The organism is Vibrio mytili, from assembly GCF_049563345.1.
Lineage (GTDB): Bacteria > Pseudomonadota > Gammaproteobacteria > Enterobacterales > Vibrionaceae > Vibrio > Vibrio mytili.
On the sequence record NZ_CP110482.1, the window covers coordinates 1,271,497 to 1,289,357 of the forward strand.

9 protein-coding genes are annotated in these 17,861 nt (G+C 45.4%); 6 read left to right on the plus strand and 3 right to left on the minus strand.

Translation table 11 applies throughout. The features are described from left to right. Positions 1-120 precede the first annotated feature (120 nt). Entirely contained in the window at positions 121-2,574 is a 2,454-nt protein-coding gene (locus ONE56_RS19245) for a glycogen/starch/alpha-glucan phosphorylase (RefSeq protein ID WP_423840776.1), read from the minus strand. 717 nt (positions 2,575-3,291) lie between these two features. Here ONE56_RS19245 and malT point away from each other — a divergent pair. From malT to sstT, 5 genes are all read left to right on the plus strand, one after another. Continuing rightward, a complete protein-coding gene (malT, locus tag ONE56_RS19250) occupies positions 3,292-6,000 on the plus strand; it encodes an HTH-type transcriptional regulator MalT (RefSeq protein ID WP_041155794.1) in 2,709 nt (902 codons plus the stop codon). A gap of 640 nt (positions 6,001-6,640) precedes the next feature. Continuing rightward, positions 6,641-7,558, plus strand: a complete 918-nt coding sequence (locus tag ONE56_RS19255) for a DUF368 domain-containing protein (protein WP_423840777.1) — start codon at positions 6,641-6,643, stop codon at positions 7,556-7,558. Positions 7,559-7,669: 111 nt separating this feature from the next. Continuing rightward, on the plus strand, positions 7,670-8,095 hold the full coding sequence (locus tag ONE56_RS19260; protein ID WP_041155792.1) for a hypothetical protein: 426 nt from the start codon (positions 7,670-7,672) through the stop codon (positions 8,093-8,095). Positions 8,096-8,111: 16 nt separating this feature from the next. Further along, positions 8,112-8,765, plus strand: coding sequence for an SCO family protein (locus ONE56_RS19265; protein WP_041155791.1), 654 nt, complete (start codon positions 8,112-8,114; stop codon positions 8,763-8,765). A 296-nt stretch (positions 8,766-9,061) separates the two neighbouring features. Beyond that, entirely contained in the window at positions 9,062-10,282 is a 1,221-nt protein-coding gene (sstT, locus tag ONE56_RS19270) for a serine/threonine transporter SstT (RefSeq protein WP_041155790.1), read from the plus strand. A 77-nt stretch (positions 10,283-10,359) separates the two neighbouring features. Here sstT and ONE56_RS19275 read toward each other — a convergent pair whose 3' ends face one another. Next, positions 10,360-11,559 carry a tetratricopeptide repeat protein gene (locus ONE56_RS19275; RefSeq protein ID WP_041155789.1) on the minus strand — a complete coding sequence of 400 codons (1,200 nt, stop codon included), beginning with the start codon at positions 11,557-11,559 and terminating at the stop codon, positions 10,360-10,362. 569 nt (positions 11,560-12,128) lie between these two features. Here ONE56_RS19275 and pulA point away from each other — a divergent pair. After that, entirely contained in the window at positions 12,129-16,115 is a 3,987-nt protein-coding gene (gene pulA, locus ONE56_RS19280) for a pullulanase-type alpha-1,6-glucosidase (RefSeq protein WP_423840778.1), read from the plus strand. A 138-nt stretch (positions 16,116-16,253) separates the two neighbouring features. Here pulA and ONE56_RS19285 read toward each other — a convergent pair whose 3' ends face one another. Continuing rightward, complete coding sequence (locus tag ONE56_RS19285; protein ID WP_423840779.1) at positions 16,254-17,852, minus strand: alpha-amylase family glycosyl hydrolase; 1,599 nt, start codon at positions 17,850-17,852, stop codon at positions 16,254-16,256. Positions 17,853-17,861: the final 9 nt, after the last annotated feature.

The following is a 17,861-nucleotide window of genomic DNA, read 5'->3' on the forward strand; positions in this document are numbered from 1 at the left end:
ACTATGTAGGGTTTTATTATTATCAAACGTTTCTATTGTTTAACGTTTCTATTGCTAAACCGTTGTAAGTTGAAAGTGACCAAGGTAGCGCGTGGCTACCTTGATCTTAACGTTAAGTGATTAACGGTGTACCGGTTCTAATTTCCAGATGTTATTCACATAATCACGAATCGAACGGTCTGATGTGAACTTACCAACCAGAGCCGTGTTTAGAATCGCTTTCTTAGCCCAGCCCGCCTGATCTTTGTACTGTGCACCCATATCTTCATGCGCTTTCACGTACGATGCGAAATCAGCAAGACATAGGTATGGATCGCCACCATCTAACAGACTGTCAAACGTTGCGCGTAGCAAGCCTGGTTGACCAGGAGAGAACTCTTCACCCACCAGCAAGTCCATTGACGCTTTCAATAAGTGATCCGCATTGTAGTAGTCAAATGGGTTATAGCCTTGTGCTTTAACCGCTTTCACGCCTTCAACATCCAAACCGAAGATGTAGATGTTTTCATCGCCTACTTCTTCACGGATCTCTACGTTTGCACCATCCATCGTACCGATAGTAAGTGCTCCGTTAAGCGCCATCTTCATGTTGCCTGTACCCGATGCTTCTTTACCCGCTAACGAGATTTGCTGCGATACATCCGCTGCTGGGATGATGATTTCCGCCATGCTCACACGGTAATCAGGAATAAAGACAACTTTAAGTTTGTTACCAATGCGTGGATCATTATTGATCTTCTCTGCAATCTTATTGATAGCAAAAATGATTTCTTTAGCTAGGTGGTAACCTGGTGCCGCTTTCGCTGCGAAGAACACCACACGCGGCACACAATCAAAACCCGGCTCATTGAGGATTCGGTGGTAAAGAGACAAGACGTGAAGCAGATCTAAGTGCTGACGCTTGTACTCGTGTAGACGTTTGATTTGAACATCGAAAATCGCATTCGTATCCAGCTCGATACCCATGTGATCTTTCACCCAGTTTGCTAGGCGCTCTTTGTTCTCTTTCTTCACCGCCATGAATTCTTTTTGGAAGGTCGCGTCAGTCGCGTATTTAGCAATACCCTCTAACTGCTCTAACTTCGCTGGCCATTCGCTGCCAATTTTGTCTGTGATCAGTTGAGATAAGCCTGGGTTACAGAACTTCAACCAGCGACGTGGCGTAATACCATTTGTCACGTTGTGTAGACGTGTTGGGTACATTTCATGGAACTCTGGGAACAGGTCTTTCTTAACCAACTCAGAGTGAAGTGCCGCAACACCATTTACAGCGTAAGAACCAATCACACTCAGGTTTGCCATACGAACCATGCGATTGAAGCCCTCTTCAATGATGGAAAGTTTCTGTTGCTTTGCAACATCGCCTGGCCACATCGCACGTACTTCTTGTAAGAAACGATGGTTGATCTCGTAAATGATCTCCATGTGACGTGGCAACAAGTGTTGAATCAATGATTCCGGCCATGTCTCTAACGCTTCTGGAAGCAACGTGTGGTTAGTGTAGGCGAATGTTTTAGAGCTGATCGCCCACGCTTGGTCCCAAGTCAATCCTTTTTCATCAATAAAGATGCGCATCAGTTCAGGGATTGCGATGGTTGGGTGTGTGTCGTTAAGCTGGATGGTCTCTTGCTCAGGTAACTGCTCTAGCGTGAAGCCCGCTGCTTCGTGACGACGTAAAATGTCGCGTACTGACGCCGCTGAATGGAAGTACTGCTGCATCAAACGCAGTGTTTTACCTTTCTGATGGTTGTCGTTCGGGTAAAGCACCTTAGTAATATTACCTGCATCAATCAGTGCGTGCTGAGCTTCGAAGTAATCACCGTTGTTAAAGCTAGCAAGAGAGAATGGTGCAATTGCCTGACATTCCCAAAGACGCAATGGATATACGGTATCTGACTCGTAACCAACGATCGGTAGATCCCAAGGCATCGCTTTTACGGTCATACCTGGTACCCACTGACGTACTTCTTTACCGTCTTTATTTACCACTTCAACGTGGCCATAAAAGCCGATTTCTTGTGCAAGTTCAGGACGTGCGATTTCCCACGGGTAACCTTCTACGCCACGCCAAGCATCTGGCGCTTCTTGTTGACGACCATCTTTGAATGACTGTTTAAATAGCCCATATTCATAGTGAAGACCATAACCAACTGTTGGGTACTCTTGCGCAGCACAAGAATCCATAAAACAAGCGGCTAAGCGACCAAGACCACCATTACCTAGTGATGGGTCACGCTCTTCTTCTAACAAGTCAGTCAAGTTATAGCCGAGTTCAGCCATCGCTTCAGTAACTTGATCGTACAGACCCATGCTGATTAAGTTGTTACCTGTCAGACGGCCAATTAAGAACTCTAGAGAAAGGTAGTTAACACTTTTCGCTTGTTGAATTTTTGGGTCTTCTTCTGTTGCAAGGAGATCGATGGTGGTGAACTCGGCAAGGGCGTGGCCCATTGCTAGATACCATGCACGAGAGTCTGCATTTTCAACAGTATGTGCGTACGTAACGGATAGGTGTTTTTTCACGCTATCTTGGAAAGACTTTTTATCAAATTTTTTTTGTTGTGTAGGTTTCATTGCGAAATTCTCACGTCTTCAAGTAATGCATCTGCTATATATCGTGCAACTACTGCTGTGAATGAACATCCTCCTAAATCTCCACCTCTCAAGGAGGAGGGGACAGGGCGTAGAAGGCGTACCATGACTAAGTTAGTGATCCAACTCTCATCAAAAACGGTTTCATCATATTTCTGAGTGAGTTTGATCACAGGTAAACGCGTAAAGCCGTAATAGATTATCCATCTAGTCTTTTACGTCTCATTTAATCAGGAATTTAAAAACTGAGTTATTGATCACATTTACAACAACTACATTAGCTAAAAAACGTTATCATATGTGCAACACGGAATACCATTGACGTATAAACACCTTACAAAAGTGACACGCATCACAATTACAGGGCGTAGATGACGTTTATTTCAGCAACGAACAAGAATTAGGACGTTGATCATAGTTTGTGGCAATTCGGATGTCGTACCATCCCTTTCGACTCATAAAGTTGAATGTTTTTTGTACACACCAAGCATAAACAACGTGAGTCACTATAAGTTTGCTTGCTTTAATGCCACAGTCGCTACGAGATACAAAAGCCGAGGCTTACCTTTAATTAGCTATTTATTAACTGATAACTATTAATAACTGTTAACGTTTTTTACTACTCAATGTCGTAAACAATGCACAGAACTCCGCTTCTTGAAGTCACTTGGTATATAAATAAAAAGGACACAATAACAAATGTGGATTCCATCTAAACTGACTCGTCCTGGCCGCTTACACAATGCCATCGTTCGTCCTCGGGTATTGGACTTACTCCAACAGGCGCCTTGCTACAAGTTGGTTTTGTTTCGCTCTCCTGCTGGTTACGGCAAAACAACAATGGCAGCGCAATGGCTATCGGATAAGCCTAATGTCGGCTGGTATAGTATTGACGATAGCGACAACGATGACTTTCGTTTCGTCAATTATCTGCTTCAGGCGCTAAATAAAGCGACTCACTCCAGTTGTTCTAATGCTCAAAAACTCGCAGAAAAGCGCCAGATTTCGTCTTTGCGTTCATTGTTCAGCGAAGTGTTTGCCGAAATGGCCGATTTCCATCAAGAGTGCTATGTGGTGCTGGATGATTACCACTTGATCACCAATGATGAAATTCATGAATCCATGCGATTTTTCTTAAAACATATGCCCGATAACCTAACCGTGGTTGTCACTAGCCGCGCTGCGCCACCGTTAGGTACCGCAAACTTGCGTGTGCGCGATCTTATGATCGAAGTCGGTAATGAGATGCTGGCGTTCGATACTGAAGAGACGACACGCTTCTTCAATCAACGCGTGGCCGACGGCATAGACGAAGACATGGCAAATGACTTAAGAGCTTACGTGGAAGGCTGGCCTTCTGCGATGCAATTGATCGCTCTGCAAGCGCAGCATCAAAAACGCACTTTGGCTCAAACGGTCGAATCTGTGTCTCAGTTCAACCATGCGCATTTATGGGATTATTTGGTAGAGGAAGTATTTGATCTGTTAGACAACGAAACTCGTCAATTTCTTATGCAAGTCTCGGTACTGGATCATTTTAATGATGAGCTTGTCTTTGCTCTTACCCAGCGCGAAGATGCGCTTGGTTTGATCGAATCCCTAAATCGTTACGGTTTGTTTATTTATCCTCTGGATGGTGAACAAAACTGGTTCCGCTTCCACAATTTGTTTGGCGAGTTTTTATCACACCAGCGCCAAGCCCGTATTCCGCAACAAGAAAAGGAACTGCACCGAAACGCAGCTATTGCATGGCTGCAACAAGAATCACCACATCAAGCCATCCACCATGCTCAGAAGTCAGACGACAAGCATCTCGTCGTCGATATCCTCAATCAATATGGTTGGAAAATGTTTAATCAAGGCGAGCTCAGCACGCTTGAAATTGCAATCAATAAACTTGATGCTGACCTGCTATATTTCCACCCTAAATTGACGATGTTACGAGCGTGGCTTGCTCAATCCCAACACCGTTATAACCAAGTTGGCCAGCTACTTAAAGAGGCAGAAGAAGAGCATAAAAAACGTGACATCGAACTGGATATTCACTATCAAGGTCAGGCAAATGCCCTGCTTGCCCAAGTAGCGATTAACAATAACGAGCCGGAAAAAGCACTTGAGCTGGCCGAACTTGCGCTGAGTCAACTCGATCACACTATTTATCGTAGCCGAATTGTGGCGACCTCTGTCGTTGGAGAGGTAAACCACGTACTTGGTAAACTAGATCGCGCTCTGCCGATGATGCAACAGACCGAAAAGCTGGCACGTCAATATCAAGTCTATCACCAAGCGCTTTGGGCCATCTTGCAACAGAGTGAAATTTTAATTGCGCAAGGCTATGTCCAAGCAGCCTTTGAAGTACAAGATTCAGGGTTTCGTTTAATCGAGGAACATCAGCTTCAACATGTCCCGTTGCATGAGTTTCTTCTACGAATCCGAGCTCAAGTACTCTGGTGCTGGAATCGATTAGATGAAGCAGAAGAGTGTTCATACAAAGGGTTACAAATTCTTGAAAACCACTCGCCAAGTAAGCACTTACATAGCTACTCAATGCTGGCACGTATCGCCGTTGGTCGTGGCGAACTAGACAAAGCCGGTAAATTTATCGAGCACATTCAGCATCTCATGAGACAGTCTACCTACCACGTTGATTGGACAGCCAACGCGTCACTGTCGCTCATTTTGTTCTGGCAAGCTCGAGGTGACACTGAAGCAATGCAAGAATGGCTAAATACCGCGGTTCGTCCTGAATCAGCGTGTAACCATTTCTTGCAGTTACAATGGCGTAACATCACTCGTGCGCATATTAATTTGGGTCAATTCGAACAAGCTCGTCAAACTTTGGACTTCCTACAAAGTGAAGCCAGTAAAAGTCACTTAGTCACGGATACAAATCGCAACCTAGTCGTCGAAGCCGCGCTGGCCGCTCGCCAAAAAGATGAAGAACAGGCCAAGCGGTTATTAAAAGAAGCGCTCGTCATGACCAATCAAACTGGCATGGTCGGTAACTTCCTAGTCGATGGCGCGACCATCGGAGGTTTGCTTGAAAAACTCAGTCTGCGTCACGAATTGGGTGATCTGGAGCGCCATCGTGCTCAACAATTGATGAAAGACATTTCTTCGAATCAACGTAGCCGTTCCGTTCACTTTGACGAAGATTTCATTGAAAAGTTAGTGAATCACCCGAATGTCCCTGAGTTAGTACGCACTAGCCCACTAACCCAACGCGAATGGCAAGTACTAGGATTAATTTACTCTGGGTTTAGTAACGAGCAGATTGCTCAAGAATTGGATGTCGCAGGCACCACAATCAAGACTCACATTCGTAACTTGTATCAAAAGCTAAATATCGCGAATCGAAAAGAAGCGATTATCACAGCGGAAAACTTACTTCAATTGATGGGATATTAACTTCCGTCGTTTGATTAGTCTGTGTATACGACAAAGGGCTTGCGAGATAACGTAAGCCCTTTTTAATTGACCGTTCTTTTACTCATTCCCGCCATTTTCTGATAATGGCATGACTTGCATTCGTAAAAATGACCATACCCAACTGAGAGATTGGCCTTACTCAGATAAAAAAAATAGCCAACCGCAACAATCGCGATTGGCTAATATTTAATGTGAACAATGTGCATTCACTAACAACGTCAGTTGGCTAGGTGACCCTCGGCTTAAGAAGGGTCGATATTTATTATGCATTAAACATGCCAACTTTTGAAGTGCTATTTTTAATGTTAGCCGACACATTTTTATACATTTTCCACCCTACACTCTCGCAAAACCAAAAAGTTGCTTGCATTTCGCAATTGCAAAATGCAAACACCCCAATTTCACTCACTTCTCATGGTGATTATCCGACACAACTTCACACTCAAAGAACGAGTAATGCGCTGACGATTACGCCACATAGCTTCTTTTCTTAGCTTTATCCAAGGTTTTAAATTCTATTTTTGGCGACATTCAGAGCTCATCCTCCAGCATTATCTCATACTATTTTTACTGCAAAATTTGTATACTCTGTTCCACTTACAGCATTGAATAACAAGAAATGAACTATTTAATTACTTTCTTCAAAGGAATGGCTATGGGGGCAGCCGATGTGGTCCCAGGCGTATCAGGCGGTACAATCGCGTTCATCACAGGTATTTATGACACCTTGCTAGAAAGCATCCGCCGTATTAACCCTTCACTTTTATCGACTTGGCGAAAAGAAGGGTTTAAAGCGGCATTCAACCATATCAACGGCTTTTTTCTTATTGCTCTGTTTGCCGGTATATTTAGCAGTATCGCAACACTCGCGAAACTGATTACATGGTTGCTCGACACTCACCCAATCCCGGTTTGGTCATTCTTCTTTGGACTTATTTTAGTGTCGGTTTACCACATCATTCGCCAGGTCGAAAAACGAGATGTGATTCGCTTCATTACTCTACTCATAGGCATTACGTTCGCTTATAGCATTACCGTGCTGCAGCCGCTGCACATGGAGCCAACAACGCTGAATATTCTAATTGCGGGCTCGATAGCCATATGTGCCATGATTCTGCCAGGTATTTCAGGCAGCTTCATTTTACTGCTTATTGGCATGTATACGCCGGTATTAACCGCAGTCAAAGGTTTGCAAATTGATATCTTGGCACTATTTTTAACCGGGTGTGTGATTGGCCTTCTGACCTTTTCACACCTCTTGTCTTGGTTGTTGCGCAAATTTCGCGATTTCACACTCATGTTCTTAACCGGCCTCATGTTAGGGACGCTGCCAAAAATTTGGCCCTGGAAAGAAACCATTACCTGGCGTATCAACTCCAAAGGTGAACAAGTGCCTTTGTTGCAACACAATTTGTCACCGTTTGAATTTGAGCACATTACCTCACAGCCTTCGCAACTGATATTAGCCATTGTCATGATGCTGGTCGCGATTGCTTTAGTACTTGGCCTAGAAAAATTCTCAGAATCAAATAGCTAAATGCTGGCGTTAACACTTGGGTATCGCGCACAATTTGCCGATCTGCTCGATTAGTGCGATACCCTTGTGTGATACGATACAGATAACTTTCTGCGATGGGTGCGGGTCCGAATGAAACTGATAAAAATGGCAGGTGTCGTAGCGGCGCTTGTTGTTGGTTTTTACACTCCAACGTTACTTAAAAATTTTTCCTCTTCTTCCACTCTCAAACCACTCGATGAATACTGCTTTCTATCGACCTCACCTTGTGAACAGCAAGGCGTGTCTATGATGCTTGATGTCGAAGTGCCACAACCTTTGGTTCCGGCGCAACTCACCGTTGACTGGGAAGACAGTCAAGCAGAACAGTTAATTCTTACGTTAGCTGGTCGGGAGATGGATATGGGACAACCCAAATACATACTTAAACAAGTCTCTCCAGGTAAGTACCAGGGAGAGCTACTGCTGCCAGTGTGTATACAAGATTCAATGACATGGGTCGGAGAGCTAACGGATGGGCAAAGCACCCTTTATCCCGCCCTTAAAATGCACAGATAAAGATAAGGAATAAATAATGAGCCGTAATTGGTCCCTTTTTCTCGTTGCCGCGTTCGCACTGGGTTTTGGCGTTAAAAGCTATTTAGACAATCAGAGCAACGTATCAACACACGATCAAACCTCCGCTTCCAAACAAGCTGCAATCCAACAAGCCGATCAGCAAACGATACTGTTTGGTGAAAATCAACAACCCGTTGATATTTTCGATGTCAATGATTCACGCATTCGAATTGTTTACTTTGGCTTTACTCGTTGTCCGGATGTATGCCCAACATCTTTAGCGATGTTAGCGGGGGCGCTCAACCAAATTGATGACAAGCAAAAAGCTCAGTTTCGTCCAATGTTTATTTCACTTGATCCTGAACGAGACGGAGCCGACGCGTCAGCCAAGTATGCCCATTACTTTCATCCGATGATTGAAGGACTTTCAGCGCCACTCGATGTGACAACACCTCTTGCTCACCGATACGGTGTTATTTTCCGTAAAACAGAACTGGAAGGCTCGGAGCTTGGGTACACGCTGGACCACAGCTCTTATTTTTATTTCTTAAAGCCTGATGGCACACTCATCACCAAAGTACCGCATACGCTGACCCCTGCTCCAATTGTCGAAGCAATATCAAAACTAACGGTCGATGAACAAGCGGAAGACCAAGCGAATGCAGGTTAAGCACACGTTCAAAAGTATCACTCACATTCGCCAACAACTTGCAACACAAAAGACTTATTTTAGTAACATTGAGCAAACATTTAGTCCAAAAACAAACAAAAACTAGACACAAAATATTCCGAAGTTAAGATATGTCGCATTCAACAATACAGTGGTTGAATGCTCTAATTGATAATAATGCAACTCGGTGATTAACAGTGATGTTTTCTCTTTGTCGTTCGGGGAGATCAGCTATTGCTATAGCGTGATAGTAACCATTGGCTGAATCACTAAAGCACAACATGCAGGAATGAAGTATGCAACATAACAGTCTCGTTGCCCGATATGCTCGTGGCAACCTTGTCGTTCAAATCCTAGTCGGTATCGTCTTGGGGATTTTGCTTGCGACAATCTCACCAAGTCACGCAGAAAGCGCTGGCCTTATTGGTAGTTTATTTGTTGGCGCGCTTAAAGCGATTGCCCCAATCTTAGTCTTTATTTTGGTTGCGGCTTCTATCGCTAATCAGAAGAAAAACCAACACACTTACATGCGCCCAATCGTTGCTCTGTATCTAATGGGGACATTTTTTGCGGCCCTATCAGCCGTTGTTCTAAGCTTCCTTTTCCCAACCACTTTGACGCTTGTGACCGGTGCTGAAGGTGCAATGCCTCCTCAAGGTATTGCAGAGGTCTTACGTACACTGCTTTTCAAAGTAGTCGATAACCCGGTTAACGCTCTTGTTGAAGCGAACTACATCGGTATTCTGGCTTGGGGTGTAGGTCTTGGGCTTGCGCTTCATCATGCATCTGCTACCACAAAGGCGGTATTTGAAGATCTCAGCCACAGTGTCTCTTACATTGTGCGTTTCGTCATTCGCCTTGCACCATTTGGTATTTTTGGCTTGGTATCCGCAACATTTGCAACGACAGGTTTCAGCGCCCTAGCAAGCTACGCTCACCTACTGGCAGTGTTGCTGGGCGCAATGGCAATCATTGCTTTGGTTGTTAACCCAGCCATCGTCTTCTTCAAAACTAAGCAAAACCCTTACCCGCTTGTGTTCCAATGTCTACGTGAAAGTGGTGTAACCGCATTCTTCACTCGTTCAAGTGCCGCAAACATCCCAGTTAACATGACGCTATGTGAAAAATTAAAGCTGGATGAAGATACTTACTCTGTGTCTATTCCTCTAGGTGCAACTATTAACATGGCAGGAGCTGCAATCACCATCACCACGTTAACGCTCGCCGCCGTGCATACTATGGGTATTGAAGTAGACATCTTGACTGCACTGCTTCTGAGTATCGTTGCAGCGGTATCGGCATGTGGCGCTTCTGGTGTTGCCGGTGGATCTCTATTACTGATCCCTCTCGCGTGTGGTTTGTTCGGTATCTCTAACGACGTTGCGATGCAAGTGGTTGCCGTTGGGTTTATTATCGGTGTGATTCAAGACTCTGCTGAAACAGCACTTAACAGCTCGACTGACGTTGTTTTCACCGCTGCCGTGTGCCGCTCTGAACATCAAAAAGAACAGTCGTAATCGCAAGAATATATAAACAACAAGGGGAGCCAATTGGCTCCCCTTAATTATTTTAAGGGTATGGTTGATGCTGGGGTCTAGGGTTGAAGAAAGTTCTGAGTGAAGTCCAGAGCTTCTTTTGATAAACGAGTTGGCTTTGGTTCAGAATCACGAGGTTCAAATTCCGCAAGCTGAGTATCCGATTGAAAGTGACTCTCTTGCTCGCCTTCAAATAAATCGATGCCTGCTTTATCTGCATCAGTCTCCTCTACGGACTCTGTAATATTTTCTTTGTCTGGAAAATACGGTGGGCGTTTGTACACCTTGTTCAAAGCGCGAATAATGCCATGCTTTTTCACATCGCCTGAAGCTAATTTACGCTGCAGTGGTTTCGCGATCGACTGCAACCCGACGACAACATCAACCCCTATGCTACTTGCCACTTTGTCTCGTAAAATACGTGCTGGCTCATATCCCATACTGGCCGAGAGGAACAGCCAAATATAAGCAATCGCATTGCCAGTTTTACTGGTGTCTTGCCAAGCTTCACCCGCGTGGTACATGGCTTCTGCGCTGCCGCATTCAGCTGCACGCTCTAACCAATAACGCCCCTTAAGCAGGTTTTTCTCCGTTCCAAGGCCTTTTAAATAGCATAGGCCGAGTTGAATTTTCCCTGCAATACTGCCTTTATCCGCCGCTTTTAGAAACCAGTAAAGTGCGTCTTCTTTTTTGCCTGCTGCATTTTCAGGAGAAAGTTGCCATTCTCCCATATATAACATGGCGTCAACGCACCCTTCTTCTGCTGCTGACTCTATCAGCTCAAGCCCTTTAGATGTATTTTGCTCTATACCACGTCCAAACACTAAAGCCTTACCAGTACCAAATCTGGCATCTACATCGCCTTCCACTCCAGCAATGGCCATGCGCCAAAAATTCGCTTGTTCCTTTAGAACCATATCCTCCCTCATGCGCTCGCTGAGGCGGACAATGCTGTACATACCAGTGATATTATCGAGTTTAGCGGCTTTTTCATACCAATAGAGAGCCTGCTTAATATTGCGTTTTTCCGCTTCTTTCGCGAGATATAAAATGGTTGGGATGTGGCCCGTTTCCGCTTTAAACTCACGTTCTTTTCGCTCTTGTTCTCGGGCCTTCTTCATCGCCTTTCGATAAACCGCTTCGCGGGCTTTTCTCTCAGCTTCAAGGCGTTGCTTGCGCATGGATAACGAAGCCATCCACACAAATATCAGGACGAGAGAAAGGCCAGTTGCCGCAATAGCAATGCCTATACCGCTCATAAATCGCCTCTTTTTATTTAGGAATACAAACAGAAATCAATACCGACTTTCCTCGGCGCTTGACGATTATATCGACCGTCAGGCAAAAAACTGAAGTTTAGCAGCGAAATAGCGCTGGGTAGCATGACGATAAATTGATACCAATCGTAACAAACAAACGAATTGAATACCCACCCACCTGAAGTATTGGCAATACTTATTTCTCATCTAAAAATATATACGTGATTTTTATAGATATGCGTCACGCTTTTGAGGCTGAGCATCTCTCCTCCTTCCTCCTCCCTCCGCTCTACTCCCGCCATAGTTCTTAAATATGAGATGTGCGACAACTCTCAATCTGTGTTGCGTTTCGTAGTGAATTTGTGAACGTCATCGACTGTGAGGCAAATTTTTTCTTCGCAAATAACTTCGGCGTTTGTCCTCACATTTTGTTGGTGATTCTGTGTATTAGCATCTAGTTGAACATTTCCTTTCGGCATTTTGCCGCACAAGCTAGTGGTGTATTTCACGAATTAATCAGTGAAATACACCACGCGATATTTCAATTACATAAAAATGGATTTGTAAACGTGGACAAAAAAACATTTAAACTATCAGCGATTGCCAAAACCGTACTGCCTTTGATCTCCATTGCGGTGATCAGCGGTTGTGGCAGTGACAGCACTAACGACGATACGACCAGCCCTAGTTCAGGTTTGTACCCTGCAGGCGAAAATGAAGTGGTGGTCTATTACAAACGAGACGTAGCGTCCGCTTCAACCGCCAGTGATTATGATGGTTGGGGTCTGCACTTGTGGAACGGTGAAGGTTGTACAAGTACCGATCTTGAAGCGATGGGGATTGCCAATGGTGGTACAGATTGGGCGTCGCCTCATCCTTATGACGGCATTAGCGATACTTACGGTGCATATTATATCTTGAAGGTCGACCCAGATGCGGCTGACCCATACGAATGTATGAACTTTATTTTGCACAACGGCGATGAAAAAGCATTCGGTAGTGCTAACTCAAAGGTTGAATTGACTAAAGTCGGAGCGTCTCAAGGTCTGTTCGGTTTCCATGGCAGCAGCGAACTTTACTACGAGCCAATCGAAGAGCGTCCAGTTGAGGTAGATGGTCAGAAAGCGCATTGGTTAAATGCAACGACGATCGCCTGGGAAGCCGCTGGTGATGCCGACTCATTGAAGCTTTACTATAGCCTGACCAATGACATTTCGATGAACGAAAATAAACAGTTCACTGGTGGTACGGCCATCGAACTCATTCCGAGCGGCGAGCTTTCCGAAGAATTAAAATCACGATTCCGTCACCTATCAAGCCTAAAAGCGGCAGAAATCAATGTCGATGATGCGACACTGCGTACCATCCTAAAATCGCAAATTGTGGTAGTAGCTTACAATGCTGATGGTGATGTTATTTCAGCGACAGAAGTCCAGAAACCGGGCGTGTTGGATGCCGTTTTTGCTGATGCCGATGCCGGTAATGCAATGGGTCAATCTTTAGGCGCTATCGTCGAAGGTGGTGCGGCAACCTTTAAGCTGTGGGCACCAACAGCGCAAGATGTATCTCTTGTCATCTATGATGATAACCTACAAGAAGAGTCAACCGTGACAATGACGGAAGATACCACCACCGGTATTTGGATGTCTGAACCACAAAGTAACGTTGTAAACAAATTCTATCGTTACCAAGTGACGGTTTATCATCCTACAACGGGCGCGGTAGAGACACGGATGGTCACTGACCCATATTCACTGAGCTTGTCGATTAACTCCCTCTACTCACAAGTCGTTGATCTAAACGATGCGAGCTTGATGCCGCAAGATTGGAACAACTACGATCGCCCAACCCTAGCGAAAGATGAAGATCACGTATTGTACGAATCCCATCTTCGTGACTTTAGCTTTAACGACCGTCAAGGTACACCCGCTTACGATGGTAAGTATTTAGCCCTCACCGAACCTGAGCGCGAGTCCGTTTCTCACTTACAAGCACTAAAAGACGCAGGTTTAACCACTTTACATATTCTGCCTGCCTTTGATATCGCGACCGTAGATGAAAATACGGATAATCGAGTCGATATTACTGATACGGTTGGCAAGCTATGTGCGGTTAAGCCAGACGCAGCCGTATGTGATAGCGAAGGTGAAGCGAGAGTGATTGAAGATGTGCTCAACAGTTATGATCCCACAACAGGATCAGCACAAGCACTAATGAACGATCTGCGCAGTTTAGACAGCTTTAACTGGGGGTATGACCCATTCCACTACACCGTACCGGAAGGCAGCTACGCGACCAACCCAAATGGCACTCAGCGAATCATTGAGTTCCGTGAAATGGTTCAAGCGACTCACAAAATGGGACTAAAACTGGTGATGGACGTGGTTTACAATCACACCAACGCATCCGGTATCAATGAAAAGTCTGTTCTGGATAAGATCGTTCCGGGATACTACCATCGCCTCAATGTGAATACTGGTGGTGTAGAGACCTCAACTTGCTGTGATAACACTGCGACTGAAAACTTGATGATGGGCAAGTTGATGGTGGACTCACTGAAAGTTTGGGCGCAAGACTACAAAGTCGATGGCTTCCGCTTTGACTTAATGGGCCACCAGCCAAAAGACGTCATGGTCTACGCGTTAGAGCAAGTCCGTAAGATTGACCCAAATACCTTATTTTATGGAGAAGGCTGGGACTTTGGTGAAGTAGCGAACAATGCACGCTTTGATCAAGCTAATCAACCTAACATGGCTGGTACAGAGATCGGTACTTTCTCTGACCGTCTGCGTGATGCTGTACGCGGTGGCGGTCCGTTTGATGGTGGTGTCGATTCAGATGGTTCTCACTCATTACGCTACAACCAGGGTTTTGGTAATGCAGCGTACCCGAACGAAGAAACTAAAACGGATGCCGATTCAGTGAACGGTCGCCTACACAATCAAGACATCGTACGTCTAGGTATGGCAGGTAACTTGGCAGACTATGTACTGCTGGACTACACCGGCGAAACCAAACTCGGTAAGAACGTCGATTACAATGGTGCACCTGCTGGCTACACGAAAGTACCATCGGAGAACATCTCGTACGTTTCTAAACACGATAACCAAACCCTTTGGGATAATAATGCCTATAAGATCGCAATGGGCACTAGCTCAGCTGAGCGAGCTCGTATGCAAAACGTATCGCTTTCGACTGTCATGTTAGGTCAAGGTATTCCATTCATTCACATGGGTTCAGAACTCTTACGCTCGAAGTCGATGCAGCGTGATTCCTACGACTCTGGCGATTGGTTCAACCGCGTGTTCTTCGATGGCAGTGACAACAACTGGAACGTTGGTTTGCCACGCGAAGATAAAGATGGCGATAACTGGGCGCTGATCAAAACGATCACCAGTGACAGTACATCAAAACCGGATACGACTGACATCGAGTTAACGAAACAGCAATTCATAGAGTTACTTAAAATCCGTAGCTCCAGTGAACTGTTCCGCTTAGATACGGCTCAAGAAGTGATGAACCGAGTGGACTTCCGCAACGTTGGCCAAAATCAGGTCTCTGGTCTGATTGTAATGACGATTGATGACGGGGTCTCTGCAGGGCAAGACTTGGATCCGAACTACGATGCGATCGTGGCAGTGATCAATGCTTCGGCTGAACAACAGTCGTTCACCATCTCTGGCACAAGCGGCTTTGAGCTTCATGACATCCAGAAAAACTCGGCTGACTCTGTGGTGAAAGCGGCAAGCTTCTCTGGTGAAACCTTTACCGTACCAGCACTAACAACCGCAGTATTTGTGCAGCCACAAGCCGGCGCACAAGGGGCTGGGCTTCCAGTCGATACCTCTAACAAAGACGTATCAAGTATCCCGCCGTATGGCGAAACCGTGGTTTATGTAAAAGGCACAATGAACGGTTGGGCTGACAGCTCTGACTGGGCAATGACCTTTATTGGCAACGGTATGTATTCAGTGACAGGTGTACTGGAAGCAGGTGACCATGAGTTCAAGTTTGCAGATGCTGACTGGTCAGTTCCAAACATTGGTTGCAGTGCTGCAGAGCAAGCCGGTGACTCTCTTGATCTTGGAACGGGTGACAACTGCACACTGACTGTAGCTGAAACAGGCAAATACAACTTCATTCTTAACGCACTCAATGTTCAAGATGAAAGCGTCGAAAAGCCTGTGGTTTCGGTAACCAAATCCGCGGACGCCCCAACCTTCGGCGATACCTCTCTATACTTACGCGGAGACGTGACGGATGCAGACTGGGGCGCACTTGAAACCGCTAAGTTTAGTTATGTAGCCAACGACGTTTACTCATTAGACATCGATCTGACCGCTGGCACGTTCGAGATGAAAGTGGCAAGTTCTGACTGGGCAGACGCAACCAACTTCGGTGGGCAAGGTGCCATTGAATTTGGCACGCCATTAACTATGGAGGCCGGTGGTTCAAGCGGTAACATTAGTATCACTGTCCCTGCAGACGGAAGCTATCACTTCCACTTTAATGCTGCCGATACAGCTGCACCAATAGTGACCGTTACACAAAACTAATTAATGTAACAGCACCAAAAAGGGGGGAAGCTATTGCTTCCCCCCTTTTTTTCATTTGCTCACTTTGCACAGAGACAAAAGCCAAGCGTTCCTTCAAGCTAACCGCATCACTTGACCCATACTTTAACGGGTAGGACACTATTGGCTCACTGCAAAGAACCTTCCTTGCAGTGGTGACATCAATATTTGGTACTGGCCGTTATTAGACAAGATCGTCTCATTGGTCATCAAATCCACCAGCGAGTACTGCCCCCCGAGCATACCCTCGGTGAGGATAACGGTCCTTGCATTTTCAAGAGTATTCAATGCAAAAACGACTCGATCGGTGTCCGATGTTTTTAAATCGACATAAATACCGTTGCTGGCCAACAAGTTAGTACGTGATCCTTCATACAGCGACGAATGAGCGGTACGCATGGCCATCAACTCTTGTACATAAGACTTTAGGTCGGCTTGGTTTGCATCTAGCGTCGCCGTCACGCCTTCAATTTTTGCGCTACTGCGAGCCACATGGTCATCACACAAACCAGCGACTGCACAAGTATTCGTGTCTTCTTTTGTTGCAAAATCCGCCACTTGATCACCAATCTCGTCACCGTAATAAAGCGTGATAGGACCACTATATGCAGCCTGAAATGCAAACGCAGCTTTGTGTCGCAACCAGTATTCTTGATCATTTACATCAGCTAACCCACCACGCTGTAACAAGTCGCCAAAGCGAACTAGATCGTGATTACCAATCATTAAATTGGGTTGGGCGTGGCTTGGATATTGTTGATGTGTGAGGTAACCGTTGTCCAACCATTCAACATCTTTACCGCCTACGCCACTTTCATTCACCGCTAAGGTTTCGACAATGCGGTAACGCATAGGGAAGTCAAAAGCAGAACATAACGCCGGCTCGCTTTCCGTTCCATAAGCCTCATCAGCAATATCTGATTCACCTTTCCAGATTTCTGCCACCATGTAACCTAACGGATGCACTCGCTCATCTAACCTGTTGATATAGGTCACACTTTGTGAGGCTTGCTCAACCGCCATACGCAGTTGCGCCCAAGCGTCGGTTGGTACTTGGTAAGCTTGGTCTAAGCGCCAGCCATCAATTTTTAGTTCGTTTATCCAATATGTAGCGACCTCTTTATAAAACTCGAGACTCGCTGGGTAATCAACAGGATTGTTAGAACCAGAAGGGAGCAGCCCAGAGGGCGAAGGTTTGATTAGCCCCGCTTTATGGTGCCCAAAAACACCGTCAAAAAAGACATATAATCCACGTTTGTGGGCCTCCTCTACCATCTTTCTCGCCGTTTCAAGATCGCCAAACCGAGGTTCAATCTTAAAATAGTCTGTCGCATAATATCCGGTTGCGTCCAAACGATCGGCCCAATGATCTTGTCCTGCAATGGCTTCAGACTCGAAGATCGGTGTCAGCCAAATCGCGTTCATGCCCAATGCTTGAATATAATCCAATGAATCAATAATACCTTGTAAATCACCATTATGATGGCTGGTTCCGTATCCCGTTCCATGACCGATACTGGTATCACCATCGACAAAGCTCTCCACCATAATTTGATAAGTACGCAACTGATTACTCTGCTCCGCTATACCAATTTGGCAATCATAACTGGCCTCACTGGGTGTTGAGGCCTTCTCATTATTACTATCAGACGAATTACAACCCGCTATTACTCCCGCGATGGCTAAGGCTAAAAAAGATTTATATAAATTTGTACTCATGAATCCCTC

Coding starts and splice junctions, on each gene's coding strand:
- ONE56_RS19245 (WP_423840776.1), bottom strand. CDS start 2,574: ATGAAACCTACACAACAAAAAAAATTTGATAAAAAGTCTTTCCAAGAT.
- malT (WP_041155794.1), top strand. CDS start 3,292: ATGTGGATTCCATCTAAACTGACTCGTCCTGGCCGCTTACACAATGCC.
- ONE56_RS19255 (WP_423840777.1), top strand. CDS start 6,641: ATGAACTATTTAATTACTTTCTTCAAAGGAATGGCTATGGGGGCAGCC.
- ONE56_RS19260 (WP_041155792.1), top strand. CDS start 7,670: ATGAAACTGATAAAAATGGCAGGTGTCGTAGCGGCGCTTGTTGTTGGT.
- ONE56_RS19265 (WP_041155791.1), top strand. CDS start 8,112: ATGAGCCGTAATTGGTCCCTTTTTCTCGTTGCCGCGTTCGCACTGGGT.
- sstT (WP_041155790.1), top strand. CDS start 9,062: ATGCAACATAACAGTCTCGTTGCCCGATATGCTCGTGGCAACCTTGTC.
- ONE56_RS19275 (WP_041155789.1), bottom strand. CDS start 11,559: ATGAGCGGTATAGGCATTGCTATTGCGGCAACTGGCCTTTCTCTCGTC.
- ONE56_RS19285 (WP_423840779.1), bottom strand. CDS start 17,852: ATGAGTACAAATTTATATAAATCTTTTTTAGCCTTAGCCATCGCGGGA.